Here is an 18,729-nt window from a genome sequence, read left to right as displayed (position 1 = left end):
CTCCTTTCTCCTTGCTATTGCACCGTGAGAGTCAGTTCAGTCGAGTGAGACAACGAACCAGCCGTCAGTGTCACGGTGATGGTGTATTGTTTCTGCGCCTGTCCGTTGAAGCCGTTCTGCGCACCGCATCCGGTCAAACCGGCTGTTGCCGCTACGCCCGCAGCCAGAACAAGCAACAGGGCGACTTTTCCGGCAAAGCGCTTTCCAGCCCGGCGAAGTCTTCCGACAAAGGGCAGTAACAAGATGCCCCATGCCACAGGAGGTACTTTGCCCATTGGTCCGTCTGCCGAACGGGAAGTTACTGTCTGCCCTGGTACCTTGATGTTGAGCGAAAGATTGGTCAACTTAGTGGCAGCAGGAATTTGCCATGAAGCAGCACTTACCTGGGTCCACCGGGAATCGCTCAGTGTCGCTGTAGCTCCCGCAGGTAATCCGGTCACCGTCAGTGTAGCTACTGTCGGGAAGCTAATTCCGCTGCTAGGCACGATATCCAGCGGATAGGCAGCATTACTGCCTGGTACTACGGATTGCGAGGAGCCGGCACCTGAGCTGGGGCTCAAGGTGAAGTCCAGAATGCTCTCAGGCAATACACTGCTAACTGCTGCCGCGTAATTCGGAGCACCGCTATATACAGCTGTGATCGGATGCTGGCCAATTGCCAAAGCACTGGTTGTGTAAGTGGCCACACCACTCTGCAAGGGCACCGTCGCCAGCGTTGCCGCTCCATCGGTAAAGACGATATTGCCTGCAGGCACTCCTGCACCGGAGCTGATTGAAGCGGTAAAGGTTATAGGTGTCTGCGCCATGATCGTCGGGTGATCCACGGTCAGCCCTACAACAGACTGAGCGGGATTCACCTGGAGAATCACATTCTGTGTCGACACGCTCTGATCGACCGCATTTGTCGGCGTGAAGGTTACAGAAAGCGTCTGCGTACCGGCATTGAGCACTGTACCCGCAGCAGGCGAGTACGTCAGGCTTCCGGTCAATCCTCCACCGATAACGGCGTTGAGCTGAGCTGCACTCAGTGGAGTTCCGTAGCTGATCGCAGCAGGAGTTGTCCAGGTGATCGAAGGTGTACCCTTGGAAGCCGTTCCGCTCTCCGGCAACACCGCAGAGATTCCACCATCGGCCGTGATGTTCATAACACCGGAGCGCAGTCCATATCCACTGGGAACAAAACGTACGGTGATGCTGCAAGTAGCCTGCGCCGCCAGCGTGGCCGGGCAGGTAGTGGTAAACGGAAATTCGGCAGCATTGGATTCGCTAATGCTGAGGTTTGTTAACGAAAGTGCCGTGCCGGTATTGGTCAGAGTAATCGTCTGTCCGGTGCTAGGTGTTCCCACCGAGGTGACGGCAAAGCTCAGTTGCGGAATCGAGAGACCGACGCCAGGAGGAATCGCAGAAGCAGAGACTGCTACCACCCCGACCTTGGAATCGGAAGTTGACGCAGCATTCGCTGTAACTCTATTCGCAGTGACTCCGTAACTATGAACCGCATTGGCGCTTGCGTTTGTAGTCGACCCGGTGGTGATTGCCACGGAACCGGTGATTGCTCCGGTAGTTTCCGGAGTAACCGTAATGTTCAGTGTGCAGGTAGCACCGTTGGCGAGCGTCGATCCGCAATTGTCGGTCTCGCTGAACTCGCCGCTGGGTGTAATCGCCAGGTTAGCAAGCGCACGCCCGGTATTATTCGTCAGCGTGGCCGTTTGGTCATGCGACGTCTTCCCTACTGTCTGCACGCCGAAGTTAATCACCGGCGGAGAGAGGATCAAGCCATACGGACTGCCATCTCCCTCTAGAGAAACTTCCTGTGCACCGCCTCCGGCGTTGTCCTTGATGGTCAAGACACCGGTACGATGTCCCAGCCCCGTCGGCACGAAGCGAACCGTCAAGGTGCAGACACTGCCAACCGCAACCGTCGATCCGCAGTTGTCGCTTTCGTTGAAGTCGCCCCGAGTCGCGAAGCCGCCAAGTTCCAGCGGCACATTGCCCTTGTTCGCAATCGTCACGCTCAGCGCTGTTCCTGTGGCCTGCGAGGCCTGAGCTGCACTGACGTAAGGCGTACTGCCGAAGGAGAGCGTAGTGGGATAGACGCTGACACCGGCCTGCTGACCTACGCCGCTGAGCGATATCAGACGAACGCCGTCGGCGTTATCGATAAGCTGAATCGTTCCCGTACGTGTGCCCATCGTGGTCGGCGTCATCGTAATGTTGATAACGCAATAGCCGCCCGGAGCAATGGCGTTAGCGGTACAGGTATCGACTTCGGAGAAGTCTCCCGTTCCGCTTACCGAACTGATCGAGAGCGGTGCAGATCCTGTATTACGCACCGTGACCGTCTGTGCCTGGCTGGTAGTGCCTACCGGCAGGCTTCCAAAGGAGAGCAATGCAGGCGAGATGGAGATACCGGCAACGGTTCCTTGCCCGCTCAGTGTTACCACTGTCGAAACGGACCCGGAGGTATCGCTGAAGCGCAAAGAACCGTACAAGCTTCCTGTCGCCGTCGGGGCAAAGCTCACGCTGATCAGGCAGGTGCCACCTGCAGGCAGAACTGCCGGACACTGATCGGACTCCACGAAGTTATTGGAGACCGCGATTGGATTGAGCGTCAGAGGAACCGTACTGGTATTGGTAACCGTCAGCGTCTGCTCCGGGCTGGCAGTGTTTACGGACTGGGCTCCGAAGATGACGAACGAAGGCGTAATCGACACACCAGGATTTACGCCCTGCCCTTGCGCCGTAAACGTCTGTGTCCCGGCGGAATCGGTAATGGTGACAGTGCCATTCAGCGAGCCTGCCGCCGACGGAGTAAAGATGACGTTCACGCTGCAACTTGCTCCTGCCGCAATCTGGCCGGTGCAGTTCGTTGTGTAGGTGAAATTATCGGTTGCGCTTACAGAGTTGATAGTGACCGCACCGGTTCCCGTATTCGTGAAGACGACGGTCTGGGCCTGCGATGAGGTATTTACCAACTGATTTCCGAAGACGAGTTGCGAGTTGCTTAGCGTCGCGCCCGGAACCAACCCGGTTCCGACCAGAGAGACCGTCTGCGAGCCGAGATTATTAGTAACCGTTATAGTTCCAGTTTCGGCACCGGCGACACTTGGAGCATAGACGATTTGCAGCGAGCAGCTAGCTTGAGGCGCGAGTGCTGCCGGGCAATTATCGGTCTCAGTGAAATCTCCCAGGATCGAAACAGATATTCCGGTCAGCGCGGCGCTGCCTGTGTTGGTCAGGGTAGCCGTTAATGAACGGCTGCGCGAACCGACCAGAGTCGCCGGGAAGGTCTGCACTCCGGGGCTCAGAGTCGCTCCCGCCTGAGTGCCGACACCGGAGAGATTGATTATCTGGCTCTGCGTGCCGCTGCCCGTGTTGCTTGACAGGGTCAAGGTACCGGTACGGCCTCCCGATGTTGTCGGGCTGAAGGTCACCGTCAGGCTGCAATTGCTTCCGGCAGGTACGCTTGCGCAGTTCCCCGTAGTAGCAAAATCGCCCGCAGTAGCTACATTTGAAATTGCCAGGGTAGCCGATCCTGTGTTCTGGATGGTAATCGCCTGTCCGGTGCTGGTGCTGCCTACAAGCTGGCTGCCAAAGCCGAGAGACGCAGGAGAAGTATGGATGCTCGCCTCTGTACCGACACCTGCCAATGAGACCGTCTGCACTGTATTCGATTGTGCATTGGCAATGGTCAGAGTGCCTGTACGCGAGCCGGTCACAGCAGGCGTGAACGTGACGTTCACACTGCAATTGGCCTGGGCTGCAATGACTGCGCAACTGTTGGCTGCGGTGAAGTCGCCAGAGGTTTGAATCCCCGTAATGGTGATGGGGAAGGTGTTCGTGTTGCTGAGAATCAGTGTCTGTGTCGGACTGGTAGTTCTCACCGGCTGATTCAGGAAGTTCAGCGCCGCCGTATTCAGGCTAAGCGTCGCGCCAACAACGCTGATGCTCTGTGTCGCCTGCGCTGCTGCAAGATAGTTGCTGTTTCCTGCCTGATTTGCCGCGACCGTCACGACTCCGGCTCCGGTAATCGTCAGAACACTGCCGTTGACCGTCGCCGGGCCCGAGAGGAGGCTGAAGACCACGGGATTGCCCGAGGCCCCGCCCTCAGCCGACAACTGAAGAGGAGCAACGCTGCTGAATACCGGTGAAGGCAGAACAGCGAAGTTGATTGTCTGGCTCGCCGGAGCAATTACCAGAGTCTGAGTGGTTGTGCCGCTGTAGTTGGGATCGTTGATCGTCACTACAACCGTATAGGTACCAGCCGAGGTCGGTACGGTAGTGCTGCCGTTATATGTAACTGTTACGGCCAAGCTGGCTGGCGAAGTCGTCACGACTGCCGCTCTGGGTGATCCGTTGAAGGTCTGGTTCAAGCTGCCCAGAGTTACGGTCGCGGTCTGTTTACTTACAGTGAAGGTCTGAGCTGTGCCTGTTACTGACGCATAGTTAGTTCCCGCCGTTGCACTTGCCGTCAGCGAGCAGATTCCAACTCCTATATAGTTCACCACGCCGCCAGCAACCGTGCAGACGCTGGTCGAGTTCGAACTTAAGGAGGCAATGCCATCGCCCGTGTAGCTGAATGCTGGTGTAAAGCTGCCTCCATAGATACCACTGGCAGGCAGATTCGAAATACTGATCGTCGGTGTTGCTTGATGAACGGTGAAGGTCTGTGCTGTGCCCGTTACCGCTGCATAGTTGGTTCCTGCCGTTGCACTTGCGGTCAAGGAACAGGTACCGACTCCCACGTAATGCACCACTCCACTCGTTACCGTGCAGACGCTCGTCGAGTTCGAGCTAATAGAAGTTGTGCCGTCTCCCGTGTAGCTAAACGTCGGGGTGAAGCTTCCACCATAAGGCTCATTGCCCGGCAGATTTGAAATTGCAATCGTCGGTGTCGCCTGGCCTACCGAGAAGGTCTGTGCTGTGCCCGTTACTGACGCATAGTTTGTTCCTGCTGTTGCACTCGCTGTCAACGAGCAGGTCCCTACTCCTACGTAATGCACCACTCCACTCGTTACCGTGCAAATGCTTGTCGAGTTCGAACTAATAGAAGTTGTGCCGTCTCCCGTATAGCTGAACGTCGGCGTGAAGCTGCCGCCATACGTTCCGCTGGCTGGCAAATTCGAAACACTGATCGTCGGCGTCGCCTGACCTACCGAGAACGTCTGCGCCGTCCCCGTCACTGACGCGTAATTCGTGCCTGCTGTTGCACTCGCTGTCAACGAGCAGGTCCCTACTCCTACGTAATGCACCACTCCACTCGTTACCGTGCAAATGCTTGTCGAGTTCGAACTAATAGAAGTTGTGCCGTCTCCCGTATAGCTGAACGTCGGCGTGAAGCTGCCGCCATACGTTCCGCTGGCTGGCAAATTCGAAACACTGATCGTCGGCGTCGCCTGACCTACCGAGAACGTCTGCGCCGTCCCCGTCACTGACGCGTAATTCGTGCCTGCTGTTGCACTCGCTGTCAACGAGCAGGTCCCTACTCCTACGTAATGCACTACTCCGCTTGTCACCGTGCAAATGCTCGTCGAGTTCGAACTAATAGAAGTTGTGCCGTCTCCCGTATAGCTGAACGTCGGCGTAAAGCTCCCGCCATACGTTCCGCTGGCTGGCAAATTCGAAACACTGATCGTCGGCGTCGCCTGACCTACCGAGAACGTCTGCGCCGTCCCCGTCACTGACGCGTAATTCGTGCCTGCTGTTGCACTCGCTGTCAACGAGCAGGTCCCTACTCCTACGTAATGCACTACTCCGCTTGTCACCGTGCAAATGCTCGTCGAGTTCGAACTAATAGAAGTTGTGCCGTCTCCCGTATAGCTGAACGTCGGCGTAAAGCTCCCGCCATACGTTCCGCTGGCTGGCAAATTCGAAACACTGATCGTCGGCGTCGCCTGACCTACCGAGAACGTCTGCGCCGTCCCCGTCACTGACGCGTAATTCGTGCCTGCTGTTGCACTCGCTGTCAACGAGCAGGTCCCTACTCCTACGTAATGCACTACTCCGCTTGTCACCGTGCAAATGCTCGTCGAGTTCGAACTAATAGAAGTTGTGCCGTCTCCCGTATAGCTGAACGTCGGCGTAAAGCTCCCGCCGTACGTTCCGCTGGCTGGTAGATTCGAAACACTGATTGTCGGCGTCGCCTGACCTACCGAGAACGTCTGCGCCGTCCCCGTCACTGACGCGTAATTCGTGCCTGCTGTTGCACTCGCTGTCAACGAGCAGGTCCCTACTCCTACGTAATGCACCACTCCGCTCGTTACCGTGCAGATGCTTGTCGAGTTCGAGCTAATAGAAGTTGTGCCGTCTCCCGTATAGCTGAACGTCGGCGTAAAGCTCCCGCCGTATGTCCCACTGGCTGGTAGATTCGAGACACTGATTGTCGGCGTCGCCTGGCCGACCGAGAACGTCTGCGCTGTACCCGTCACCGAGCTGTAGTTTGTTCCTGCCGTTGCACTCGCTGTCAGTGAGCAGGTTCCGATTCCAACGTAATGCACCACTCCACTTGTTACAGTGCAAATGCTCGTCGAGTTCGAGCTAATAGACGTCGTGCTGTCTCCCGTGTAGCTGAACGTCGGGGTGAAGCTTCCGCCGTATGTACCGCTGGCCGGAAGATTCGAAACACTGATTGTCGGTGTCGCCTGGCCCACCGAGAAGGTCTGCGCTGTACCCGTCACCGAGCTGTAGTTTGTTCCTGCCGTTGCACTCGCTGTCAAAGAGCAAGTTCCGACTCCAACATAATGCACCACTCCACTCGTCACTGTGCAAATGCTCGTCGTGTTCGAACTAATAGAAGTTGTGCCGTCTCCCGTGTAGCTGAATGTCGGCGTAAAGCTACCGCCGTATGTTCCACTGGCAGGTAAGTTCGAAACACTGATTGTCGGTGTCGCTTGGCCTACTGAGAATGTCTGCGCCGTGCCCGTCACTGAATTGTAGTTTGTTCCTGCCGTTGCACTCGCGGTCAGAGAGCATGTCCCAACTCCTACGTAATGCGCCACTCCACTCGTTACCGTGCAGATGCTTGTCGAGTTTGAGCTAATAGAAGTTGTGCCGTCTCCCGTGTAGCTGAAGGTTGGAGTGAAACTTCCGCCGTATGTCCCACTTGCCGGAAGATTTGAAGTACTAATCGTCGGCGTCGCCTTACCTACCGAGAACGTCTGGGCTGTCCCCGTTACTGAGGTATAGTTCGTTCCCGCCGTTGCACTCGCCGTCAGAGAGCAAGTTCCGACTCCTACATAATGCACTACTCCACTCGTTACCGTGCAGATGCTCGTCGAGTTCGAGCTAACAGAAGTTGTGCCGTCTCCCGTGTAGCTGAACGTCGGCGTAAAGCTACCGCCGTATGTCCCACTAGCCGGAAGATTCGAAACACTAATTGTCGGTGTTGCCTGACCTACTGAGAAGGTCTGAGCGCTACCCGTTACTGAGGTGTAGTTGGTTCCTGCCGTTGCACTCGCTGTCAGAGAACAGGTTCCGATTCCTACGTAATGCACCACGCCGCTCGTTACCGTGCAAATGCTTGTCGAGTTCGAACTTACAGAAGTCGTCCCATCGCCCGTATAGCTGAACGTTGGAGTAAAGCTGCCTCCATAGGCTCCGCTGGCAGGTAGATTCAAAACACTAATCGTTGGTGTCGCCTTACCTACCGAAAAGGTCTGGGCTGTCCCCGTCGCCGCCGCGTAGTTGGTTCCTGCAGCTGCGCTTGCTGTCAACGAGCAGGTTCCTACTCCCACGTAATGTACCACTCCACTGGTTACGGTACAGATGCTCGTGGAATTCGAGCTAACCGACATGCTGCCATCACCGCTATAGCTGAACGTCGGAGTAAAGCTGCCACCGTATGTTCCACTGGCGGGCAGGTTCGAAATACCGATGGTCGTCGTGGCCTGGCCTACTGAAAATGTCTGCGCCGAACCGGTCACAGATCCGTAGTTGGTTCCTGCCGTTGCGCTTGCTGTCAAGGAACAGGTCCCGACTCCCACGTAGTGCACCACGCCGCTGGTAATCGTGCAGATGCTTGTCGAGTTCGAACTGGCAGAAGCTGTACCGTCACCGGTATAGCTGAATGTCGGAGTGAAACTGCCTCCATACGTACCACTGCTGGGCAGATTCGAAACGCTGACGGTCGGGGTCGCCTGACCTACAGAGAAGGTCTGCGTCGAGCCGGTTGTCGCCGAGTAGTTAGTCCCAGCTGTTGCACTCGCCTTCAAGGAGCAAGTTCCAACTCCCACGTAGTGCACTACACCGCTTGTCACGGTACATACACTTGTCGAGTTCGAACTTACCGACTTGGTGCCGTCGCCGATGTAGGTATAGGTAGGAGTAAAGCTGCCGCCATACGAGGCACTTGAAGGAATATTCGATATAGAAATGGTTGTCGACTGCTGCGAAGATACAGTGACGGAGGTAGTTGCTTCGGCATCGTCCGAAGTATTCGCAGTCGTGTCTATCTGGGAAGCAGATACCAGCCCATAAAAGAAATCCGTATAGGTTCCCACGGTCTCGGGAATTGTGGTCTGGAAGACCAGATTGGCAGAACCACCGGCGGGAACTGTAAAGGTTCCGGCCCAGATCAACGTATTTCCATTGATCGTCGGATCGTTGATGCTCTGCCCCGCAAATGTTGAGCTGCCGGTAATGTAGTTTTCCGCGTCGGGAGAGCTCGCCAAAGCATCGATGAACTCGTCCAAGGAAGCTGCCGTCGAACCCGAATTCGTCACATGCACGGTATAGGTAACCGTACCGCCGCTCAAGCCGAGAGAGGTTGGTGAAGCGGACATCGATAACAGCAGTGAGTTGCTGGCAGGCTGAATGGCTGGAATATTTCCAAGAGACGAAACGGTTGTGTGTTTGATCGCCGAGCCGCTATTGATATAGGCGATCGGCTGTATTGTTGTGTTACTCGAAGTCGTCCCCGTCACCCGGTAGGTATAGGTCACCGAGTAGTCGGCACTGGAGATTCCCGACATTACCGAAGTGGGTATCTGCAGATAATTGGTATATGTCCCACTCCCGCCATTGCTGAAGGTGAGACTGGTATTGATGAGCTGGAAGCTGTCCGCTGGAAACGAAGAGTCTGTCTCAGGGCTCAAAGCAAAGATATTGCTGCCGCCAATCGTTCCCGTCGAACCATTCACGGTTACGGTAAAGGTGCTGCCAACCGTCGGCGTCGTAGTAGAAATGCTGCCGCTGGTCACCTTGTTGGCACTCGCGGCGATCGTTTCGGAAACCGTGATATCGTTCGTCGTCAGAGATGCAAGCAGGTTGTCAACGGGAGGTCCTAAATAAACATCAACGGTGAAGCCTTGCGCCGTGGAGATATTGCAATTGCCGCTCGTATAGGCGGAACAATCCACAGACAGATAGAAATAAGCGGGCTTACTGGCTCCGGCAGCAAGTGTTCCAAGATGCGCAACTCCCGTATCGTTCCCACCCAGCGAGAGATAGATGGTGGTACCGGTGAAACTTCCCAACGTTACCCATACATCCGAAAGATCGGAACTGGAATTGTTGGTAATGTTGTAAACCGCATAGAACCCCGTAGGATAGGGCGACGTCTTCGTATCGACGTAATAAACGCTGCTGAAGTTCTGCGTGATCGTGATGTTATTTTGGGTGGCAGACCCGCCCAAAACATATGGATGGACGTTGCCGCCAAGATTCGGGGTAAGAGTATGCGCGCTGCTACAAGTCGGCAGTACCAACCACAAGATCGCCATCAGTCCAAGGGCCGCAGCTTTTCTTATCATGACAAACTCCATTTGGCAGCATCCAGCTGACAGAGAATTGCTTTGCGATAACCGATTCACGCACATAGCTATCGTTCGCTTTGCATCTGCGTGGACAAAGAAAAATCACTCGTGTCGCCGGGGCTTATGACTTACTGCAAACAAAACCAACAGGAGAGGCTTGTCCTGGAGTTAGACACTCCGGACTATATCCGACTCATATTGTGTCGACGATCACAATTTCCATAATCGGGTCAAAGTGAAGACATTCTTATGAAACGTAAAAATTTCGATAATCTGCAATTCCCGGATTGGGAGCGCAGCATAAACATCCAGCCTGAAGCGAACCACTTTTCAAAGATGGGAAAAGAAAGATCCGGAACAGCATTGGTCTCGCACTCTGCGAGCAATGCCGTACTTACCTCGTGTACTTACAAGCAGATAGCAGGTTCATCCGCGTTAATGCATTACCGCAAGATGCTCCAACGACAACAGCGAAAGTCCCAAATCGTTGAAGATATATCGATATTGCTATATCGGTATTAGGAGAAATAAATTGGATAACACGAAAGTGTTAGACCCCGTAACCCGACATAGTTATCCTTGTCAAATGTTGTTCGGCTACCGCTATGGAAGTCTTCACTCGTCCCACCTAAACGGCTGCTCAACTTCGCTTCAAACCATAAAGGAGGGCGCCTTAATAGGTGCAGCGATTTCCGCGTATACTGCTCTCCACATGGAGGCTAGCGTGAGAGCAGCAACGTTAAAGGTCTTTACGGTCTTGCTAGTTTTGAGCCCGGCACTCATTTATGGTCAAGCCACGACCGCTGGAACTGCTTCAGAGATAGAAAAACACATAGAAGCGGTGGAATCTTGCCTGCCGCCTGCTGTTGTGGTCAAAGGCGAGCCCAAGGAATGCACTTCCCTATTCAAACGAATGGCGGATCTGCACATTGTCGGAATTAGCATTGCCGTTCTCCATAACGGCAAAATCGAGTGGGCCAAAGGATATGGCCTTCGCCAAAGTGGCGGAGAAACTGTCAATCCCGACACACTTTTCCAGGCTGGTTCCATCAGCAAACCGGTTGCGGCCATGGGTGCGCTTCGGCTGGTGCAGGAAAAGAAGCTTTCGCTCGACACGGACATCAATACAAACCTCACAAGCTGGAAGCTTCCCGCGAGCACAGCCGCGCCGGGCGCAGTTGTCACGCTGCGGCAATTACTTACTCACACCGCGGGACTTACCGTGCATGGCTTTCCCGGATATGCCTCGGGAGCTCCGGTGCCCACTCTTGTTCAGGTATTGAATGGAGAAGCTCCCACAAATACAGACCCGATCCGGCTGGACACTCCTCCGGGAAAAGAGTGGAGATATTCCGGCGGCGGATACACTGTGATGCAGCAACTGGTGATCGATACAGTTAAGAAGCCATATCCGCTATTTCTTCATGACGAGGTGCTGGCGCCCAGTGGAATGAGCCATAGCACCTATCAACAGCCTCTTCCGAAGGCGCTTCTCGCAAATGCGGCCATGCCCTACGAACACGATGGAACTCCCGTGAAGGGTGGGCCGCACACTTATCCGGAAATGGCTGCTGCCGGTCTATGGACTACACCTTCAGATCTTTGCCGATACATTGTCGAAGTGCAGAATTCGTTGGACGGCAAGGCAAATCACGTGCTTTCCCAGTCCATGACCCAGCAGATGTTGACTCCGGGAAAAGGTAACTGGGGCTTGGGACTTCAACTCGGTGGAGAAGCTGCCGATGCATGGTTCTCCCATGGAGGCTCCAATGCAGGCTATGAGAGCCTCTTCGTCGGATTCGATCACAATGGCAGCGGCGCTGCCGTAATGACGAATACACAAGGCGGAGGACGTCTGGCCGCGGAGGTGATGCACGCAATTGCTATGACGTACAACTGGCCTGGCTGGCAGCCAACTCTTCGAACACAAGTAAAGGTAGACTCCGCAACTCTGGCGAAGTACGTGGGAACATACCAGCTCAGCCCTAACTTCAAAGTTACCTTTACCCTAGAAGGCGATCAGCTGATGACTCAGACGACTAACCAGCCAAAGTTTCCTGTCTATCCGGAGTCGCAGACGAAGTTCTTTCTCAAAGTAGTGGATGCCGAAGTAGAGTTCTTCTTCGATGGCAAAGAACAGGCGAGTTACATCATCCTGCATCAAGGCGGTCAGGAGCACAAAGGAATTCGTCAGTAAGGCACTTCCCCCTTGTACCGCCGGCGTCCTCGCCGGCTGTCGTGGAGGGTCTCCAGGCCCTCCACCGGGGATGACAGTAATAGAACTATACTTCTCGTTTCCCATGCTGCATCGCCTGTGTGGGCGAGGACGCCCACCCCTGAAGTTTCTACATTGCAGAGATAGATATCAGAGAATATCTCTGCAACAATCGGGCTTCGATAGTTTTCGATAGATCATGAGAATTGGCCGACATCACGCAAAGGGCGTCCCGGTAGGGATGCCAATACACTAGCCCCGGGTGTAGCGAAGCGAAACCCGGGGTATCCCAATCTTAATAGACCTCAGCCCCGTATGGGGCGGAACGAATCTCACTTCACTGAATTACGCAATCGTTCGTCCCGCTCCTATGGGGCGGGCAATATTTATTTTGTATGTTACCCCGGGTTTCGCTTCGCTTCACCCGGGGCTATTATCGGCTGCTCCCTCCGGGAGAAAATCTAACTCGGTACGGACCGGGCAGATTGGTAACAGAATGAACCGGGAACATCGGTAACGATTCCAGTCCTACGCTCCATCGCCTGTGTGGGCGAGGACGCCCACACGACAGCCGGTCCTCCACCCCAACACGCGAAAACCGCGCGTGCCGGGGACCCCGGCCTGGAGTCCGGCGGTACTCTTACACACTAAGTATCCAGGCGTCCGGTTGCGGCTACTTTGCTGTACCAGTGTCCCGAATCCTTGATGATGCGCTTTTGGGTCGCATGATCCACCCAAGTCAAGCCGTAACGACTAGAGAGGCCTGAGTCCCACTCGAAGTTATCAAGCAAGCTCCAGGCATGATAGGCACGCACGCGGGCACCGTCCGCGATAGCACGCGACATCGCCGCAAGATGTGTGCGGTAGAAATCGATACGACGTTCGTCGTGGATGCGGCCATCCTTATCCGGCTGGTCATTGAAAACACCACCCGTTTCGGTGATCTCGATAATCGGCCGGTCATAGTCGCGTGTCAGACGCATCAGCATATCGTAGAAAGCCTGTGGCCATATCTCGGAACCGGTGTCCGTGCGAGCACCTTCCTTGTAATCGCTCACACGGAATTGTGACATTGGATTGACAGGCTGTCCTGCAACAGGGGCCGCAGCTTCAGCCGCAGCAACCGAGAGACGCACATAATAGTGGACACCCAACCAGTCAAGCGGGACCTTGAGCGTCTTCTCGTCTCCGGAGCGAAAGCCCATTGCCTCATACGGAATCTCACCGGGAAAGGCCTTCGGGTAGTCGCCATGACGAGAGGCATAAAGGAAGAGGACATTGTGTAACGCATCAAAGCGTTCCGTTGCGCGACGATCCGCTTCACTATCTGTAAGCGGATAACAGGGCTCCATCTCATAGGCACTGCCCACGGTAGCGCGTGAAGAAGCAGCCTTGATGGCTCGATAGCCCATGCCTTGAGCCAAGGCTACCGTGTGCATGGCACGAAGATAATCGCCGGTATTAGCGCGTCCCGGAGCAGTCCAGCCGCGTCCGTAGCCGAATTCTGTAAACCAGGAGGGCATGTTGAAAGGAGCCCAGACTTGGATGCGGTCGCCGAGATGCTTTGCCATCAAACCAACATAGTCGGCGTAATAGGAGGCTAGATCGCGATTCGGCCAGCCTCCCTTGTCTTCGAGAACCTGCGGCAGATCCCAATGATACAAGGTGCAGAAAGGACGGACTCCGGCATCGTGTAAAGCATCCGTCAGCCTCTTGTAGTAGTCCAATCCTTTCTCGTTCAGCGAACCGGTGCCTTTGGGCAATACACGCGGCCAGCTGATGGAAAAGCGATAGGTCTTCAGATTGAGCTGCTTGAGCAGCGCGATGTCTTCTTTGTAACGATGATATTGGTCACAGGCTACATCGCCCGTGGTTCCGTCCTTGATCTTGCCGGGCGTGTGCGCCCAACGATCCCAGATCGATTCGCCTTTGCCATCGACATTCCAGGCTCCCTCTACTTGATAAGCCGAAGTGGCTGCTCCCCAGAGAAAGTCTTTTGGAAAAGCTGGTGCCGTTGTCATCTTAGTTGTTGCGGCCGGTGAGGCCAGCTGAGCCATGCCATTACGAGCCGCCCACGCACCCCCTGCGGCCAGAACGGAACGGCGCAGGAACTTTCTGCGATCCATCTGAGAACCCTCCCTCAAAATTGCAACAAATCATATCAGAGCAACTAAGAGAAATGGCACCGTAATAAGTACAATTAGTCGATTTTTTGTAACCATAGAGATGTTCAAAGTAAAAGTAACTTACAGCAGACTCCCCTTGTACCGCCGGCGTCCACACGCAAAGGGCGTCCCGGTAGGGATGCCAATACAATAGCCCCGTGCGGAGTCCGCTTCGCGGACGGGAGCGCGGGGATAGCTTACCCCACAAAAATCTCCGCCCCGTATGGGGTGGAACGAATCTTACTTCACGGGATTAAGCAAGCATTCGTCCCGCCACCTCCGGGGCGGGCAATATTTATTTCGTATGTTACCCCGGGTTTCGCTTCGCTACACCCGGGGCTATTATCGGCTGCTCCCTACGGGAGAGAAACCAACGCAGCGAGCCCCATTGACTCAGCGCTACAACATAAGCCAATGACTCATCTTTTATTCCGCCCTGCCTCGGTACGAACCGAGCAGATTGGTAACAGCATGAACCGGGAACATCGGTAACGCTTTCAGTCCTACTCTGCATCCCCGGTGTGGGCGAAGACGCCGTCGGTACTCTTATCTTCACTGTCCGCAGTGTCCATTTATGGCCAATGCGGACAGTTGCTGTAACTTCAACTTAAGTACGGCTGTGTTCCATAAGTAATCCGACTTTAGGATGACTGATCCCTTAACGCGGAGAGTTGCACAACAACGCCTAAGAAATTACAGTTACAATCTTGATCTGAGTAGGAGAGGAATATGCCCACACAATACGCAGAGAAAAATCGAGCGCTAAGAGAGCGCTTGACCGCATTGGTAAATCAACTCACAAACGAGGAATTGTCACAAGCGGTAGGAGACAAGGGGTGGACCGTGGCTGGGTACTTAGCGCATCTGGCCTTTTGGGATCAGCGGGCGCTGCTTCTTCTGCGTAGATGGCAGGAACATGGAGTCGGGCCTTCCGAACTTGACGTCGATCTTGTCAACGAAGTAGCACGCGTGTTTCTCGTCGAACTTCCGGAACGAGTCGCGGCCAACATAACTTTGAAGATTGCGAAAGCGATCGATGAAGCAATCGAGTCTCTTAGCCTGGAGATGCTGGCTAAGGTTGAAAGCACCGGAAAGACAATCTGGCTGGATCGGTCTGCCCACCGGCAACATCATCTTGAACAAATCGAACGAGCTCTTGGTAGATAAGCCTAAGACTTGTTGCGGGCAACAATACGCTGAGGGACGTGTCGTTACAGCGAATCTGTGGGTGCCCCATCTTCACGAGCGAAGCGAGTTAAGGTGGGACAAACATAAGTTTCGATATCGGTAACCGGACAGAACTAAGTTCTAAAATATTGCACGGTTACCGATATGGAAGCCTCCGCTCGTCACACCTTAGCTGGGGGCTTCACTTCGTTCCGCACCGCGAAGATGGGGCACCCGTCGCTCTTCTCAACCGCAAACTACCATTCCCTGATACAAGCTGCTTTACGGAACTAGCTCTGTTCACCCAGGGCTCTTTGCCATTGGACAGCCGGAAGACTCCTCTCCGTCTGGAGCTGTGTCTTTACCTTGCGTTCGTCGAGAACCTTGAACTTGCTAACGACCTTCTGCAGGTCGAAGGCAAGCTTCGAAAGCTCCTTACAGGCGCGGGCCGACTCATTGGCAGCAACGGCGGATTGCTGAACCATCGTCGCAATCTCTTCCATATTGCCGTTGACCTGTTCGGTTGCAGCAGCTTCTTCATTCGATGCAGAGGCAATCTGCGTAATCATCTGCTGCATACCCTTCGAGCTGTCAATGATCTGCTGCAGCGAGTCTCCAGCCTTGACCGCCGTATCGACGCCCTCGTTCACACGAGCCGTTCCTTCGCGCATCGCGTCAACCGCATCGGAGGTATCCCGCTGAATGGTCGCGATCATTCCTTCGATTTCCTTCGTCGCGCTGGAAGTACGCTCGGCAAGACGCCGCACCTCACTGGCAACCACGGCAAAGCCGCGTCCTTGTTCACCCGCTCGCGCCGCTTCAATGGTTGCGTTAAGAGCCAGCAGATTGGTCTGATCGGCAATCTCGCGGATTACTCCGATGATCCTGCCGATTTCGTCACTGGCCTTGCCCAGATGCTCCATCTTCTTCGCTGTATCGTGCGTCGACGTAGCAACGCTCTTGATCATGTCGACGGTTTGCTTCACGACCTCACCACCGTCAACGGCAAGCTCCTCAGCCGTCTGCGCCTGAGCCGCCGTCCGCGAGCTGCTTTCGGAAACGTCTCTCACCGCAGCCGACATCTGCTGCATGGCCGTGGCTACCTGGCTGGTCTGATCCTTCTGCGTCTCGGTCGATTGCGCAATCTGTGTGGCCGAAGAAGCAAGTTCCTCGCCTGCACTGGCGATGCTTTCTGCATGCGTGCCGATCGTTGAAACCATGATGCGCATGGCGCGGACCGTTTCGTTGAGCGACATGCCAATCTGGCCGATCTCATCCTGCGAGCAATCACTAATTGTCGTCGTCAGATCGCCCTCGGAGACGGCCTTCAGAGCATCCTTCAGACGGGCAATCTCATGCGTGATACTCCGCGCCATCACGATGCCAAGAGTTGTAGCCGCACCGGCAAGAAGGAAGAGAACAACAAACATAAGAACTGTCTTCGAAGCGACTGTTTTGCTTGCATCGGCTTCGCGATCGGTTACAAGTTCGTTTAGCGTGCTGATTGCTTCATCGACAGCGGCCTGCTCGGCAACATACAAAGGCCGCAGCTGGTGAATGCGAAAATCTTTGGCGGCCTCCATCTGTCCGGACTCTACCAATGGCAGATATCCGTTATCCATCAACTCGAAGAAGTGAAGACCGACGCTGTAAGCCTCTCCGTTAAGAGCAGCCTTCAGCTTGGGATGATGGACCCGATTCTCATAATAGGCATGGCGAGCTTTGAAGATCTGTTCCTGCTCGCGAGCCTTGGCGATTAGAGCTTGTGTTTCCGAAGGCGTAGTCGCGCCCTCGATCTGCAGAAGAATTCGTCTTACCTCGGTGAGATTCAGAGTCGGAGGCGTGTACTCGCCCACCATTTCCTTATCTGTAGAAATCAGCGTGTAACGCTCGCTTCCGATTTCAACTTCCTTCAAGGTAGAAAACGCAAATAGGGAGAAAACAAAGATACCAACCAGAAAAGCCCCAATCATGAGGCCAAGCTTTACTTTGAAGCTCAGATCATTAATTTTGAACATACAGTTCCTTTTATCGCCCGGTACTCAGTCGCATCGGCTACAAATCCATCGTGCTGAGTCCCTTAGCGGATAATCGCATGCAAAGTTGCACGATCATCCGAACCTCGGATTCAGTTGCGATAAACAGGCTCGAGTTGTCGCTTTACGGAAGGTTCACAGCAATACACGCAAACAACGTGTCTACAGGAGGGGAACACCTTGAGACAAACGATTCACTGAGGTCGGTACCTTAGTACCGGACTTTTCATCTTGGGGGAAGGCAAGCGGCATTGCAAGATAGAAGTTTCAGCATGAGAGACGGTTACAACATTCTCTAATCTTTGTCTTCCCGGACTGTATCAATTTGAGAATCGACTGAACACTTTGCTGGAAAAGGCGATAAAGAGGAGAAGCCATAAGATTCGATAGCGCTCTTTTATAATGGAAATGAGGAGAGAACGATGAGTGACGGAAGAGAAGAGCGCGAAGAACAGGAACAGCGCCGCGAGTGGGAAAAGAAAGAAAACCGCGACAACTGGATCGAGCACTATCCCGACGACCGCTGGAAGCCCGAGCGGGACGACTCCTAGAGCCATAGACAGAGTACCGCTGGCGTCCTCGCCTGCTGTCGTGTGGGCGTCCTCGCCCACACATGCGCATATCATCAAACACTCCAGAAAAGTATTGCTTATCTGCCCGGTCTGCACCATGTGATATGGGTTTGTGTTAGGGCATGGCTTTAGCCGTGCCACAAAGACAGCGAAAAGAGGTTTGGGCTTTAGCCCCTGAAATGGCAAGACCTAATCGAAATGCCGATGGAAAAACCATACTCAGTTCTCGACGTATATTTTTCACCACCACCAAGACTCTTATGGCAAAGCGCTTGTTGCAATCGGAACGGAACGCCTTGCTATTTATCGAGGTGCTACGTTCCTATGTGGCAGCACGGAAATTTCTGTTACATGATTTTGTAGTTATGCCAGACCACGTGCACCTTCTCATCGAAGTAGATAAAACAATATCCATTGAGAGGGCCATGCAATTGATCAAAGGCGATTTTCCCTTTCGCCTGAAGAGCGAATTGGGATACAGCGGGGAAGTGTGGCAACCTGGTTTTTCCGACGAGAGAATCAAAGATGAGGAAAGCTACCAACGAGTTCGAGAATATATTGCCCAAAACCCCGTAAAAGCAGGACTAGTCGATTCAGCAGAGAAATACCCCTATTGCTATACCTATTTGGCAAAGAAAAAGGCACAGGGGCTAAAGCCCGAAACACTTAAGGGATCTGTCATCGGCACGACTAAAGTCATGCCCTAACACAAGGCCTGACGAATAGCTGCAACAACTGAAAATGCTGCCATATTTGCTTTCTTTATTGATCCCCTTCGCAAGATTAGTCACCACGGGTTTCGCTACGCTACACCCGTGGCTG

The 18,729-nt window shown here is 54.2% G+C and carries 8 protein-coding genes; 5 read left to right on the top strand and 3 right to left on the bottom strand.

The features are described 5' to 3' along the window. Nucleotides 1-14: 14 nt before the first annotated feature. Nucleotides 15-9,749, bottom strand: a complete 9,735-nt coding sequence (locus tag AC6I7T_RS27530; RefSeq protein ID WP_497791023.1) for a choice-of-anchor D domain-containing protein — start codon at nucleotides 9,747-9,749, stop codon at nucleotides 15-17. A gap of 252 nt (nucleotides 9,750-10,001) precedes the next feature. Here AC6I7T_RS27530 and AC6I7T_RS27525 point away from each other — a divergent pair, with 252 nt between their 5' ends. Next, the gene (locus AC6I7T_RS27525) at nucleotides 10,002-10,274 is read left to right on the top strand and encodes a hypothetical protein (protein WP_497791022.1); all 273 of its coding nucleotides are present in this window, start codon (nucleotides 10,002-10,004) and stop codon (nucleotides 10,272-10,274) included. Nucleotides 10,275-10,476: 202 nt separating this feature from the next. Next, entirely contained in the window at nucleotides 10,477-11,949 is a 1,473-nt protein-coding gene (locus tag AC6I7T_RS27520) for a serine hydrolase (RefSeq protein WP_497791021.1), read from the top strand. A 665-nt stretch (nucleotides 11,950-12,614) separates the two neighbouring features. Here the strand turns inward: AC6I7T_RS27520 and AC6I7T_RS27515 are convergent. Continuing rightward, the gene (locus tag AC6I7T_RS27515) at nucleotides 12,615-14,093 is read right to left on the bottom strand and encodes a GH1 family beta-glucosidase (protein WP_497791019.1); all 1,479 of its coding nucleotides are present in this window, start codon (nucleotides 14,091-14,093) and stop codon (nucleotides 12,615-12,617) included. Nucleotides 14,094-14,861: 768 nt separating this feature from the next. Between AC6I7T_RS27515 and AC6I7T_RS27510 the strand changes: the two genes are divergently transcribed. Next, nucleotides 14,862-15,299, top strand: a complete 438-nt coding sequence (locus tag AC6I7T_RS27510) for a maleylpyruvate isomerase N-terminal domain-containing protein (RefSeq protein ID WP_497791018.1) — start codon at nucleotides 14,862-14,864, stop codon at nucleotides 15,297-15,299. Nucleotides 15,300-15,589: 290 nt separating this feature from the next. Here the strand turns inward: AC6I7T_RS27510 and AC6I7T_RS27505 are convergent, their stop codons facing one another. Continuing rightward, a complete protein-coding gene (locus AC6I7T_RS27505; protein ID WP_497791017.1) occupies nucleotides 15,590-17,317 on the bottom strand; it encodes a methyl-accepting chemotaxis protein in 1,728 nt (575 codons plus the stop codon). 440 nt (nucleotides 17,318-17,757) lie between these two features. Between AC6I7T_RS27505 and AC6I7T_RS27500 the strand changes: the two genes are divergently transcribed. Together AC6I7T_RS27500 and AC6I7T_RS27495 are read left to right on the top strand one after the other, a co-directional pair. Continuing rightward, nucleotides 17,758-17,886, top strand: a complete 129-nt coding sequence (locus AC6I7T_RS27500) for a hypothetical protein (RefSeq protein WP_497791016.1) — start codon at nucleotides 17,758-17,760, stop codon at nucleotides 17,884-17,886. 143 nt (nucleotides 17,887-18,029) lie between these two features. Beyond that, the gene (locus tag AC6I7T_RS27495) at nucleotides 18,030-18,614 is read left to right on the top strand and encodes an REP-associated tyrosine transposase (RefSeq protein ID WP_497791015.1); all 585 of its coding nucleotides are present in this window, start codon (nucleotides 18,030-18,032) and stop codon (nucleotides 18,612-18,614) included. The last annotated feature ends 115 nt before the right edge of the window (nucleotides 18,615-18,729 follow it).

This window comes from Humiphilus diazotrophicus (assembly GCF_059726315.1).
Note: the sequence above shows the minus strand (reverse complement) of the source record. Positions and strands in the feature narration are given on the sequence as shown.

What these genes read in the sequence shown, in the direction of transcription:
- AC6I7T_RS27530 (WP_497791023.1), bottom strand. Translation starts at nt 9,749, where the DNA reads ATGATAAGAAAAGCTGCGGCCCTTGGACTGATGGCGATCTTGTGGTTG.
- AC6I7T_RS27500 (WP_497791016.1), top strand. Translation starts at nt 17,758, where the DNA reads ATGAGTGACGGAAGAGAAGAGCGCGAAGAACAGGAACAGCGCCGCGAG.
- AC6I7T_RS27495 (WP_497791015.1), top strand. Translation starts at nt 18,030, where the DNA reads ATGGCTTTAGCCGTGCCACAAAGACAGCGAAAAGAGGTTTGGGCTTTA.
- AC6I7T_RS27505 (WP_497791017.1), bottom strand. Translation starts at nt 17,317, where the DNA reads ATGTTCAAAATTAATGATCTGAGCTTCAAAGTAAAGCTTGGCCTCATG.
- AC6I7T_RS27510 (WP_497791018.1), top strand. Translation starts at nt 14,862, where the DNA reads ATGCCCACACAATACGCAGAGAAAAATCGAGCGCTAAGAGAGCGCTTG.
- AC6I7T_RS27525 (WP_497791022.1), top strand. Translation starts at nt 10,002, where the DNA reads ATGAAACGTAAAAATTTCGATAATCTGCAATTCCCGGATTGGGAGCGC.
- AC6I7T_RS27515 (WP_497791019.1), bottom strand. Translation starts at nt 14,093, where the DNA reads ATGGATCGCAGAAAGTTCCTGCGCCGTTCCGTTCTGGCCGCAGGGGGT.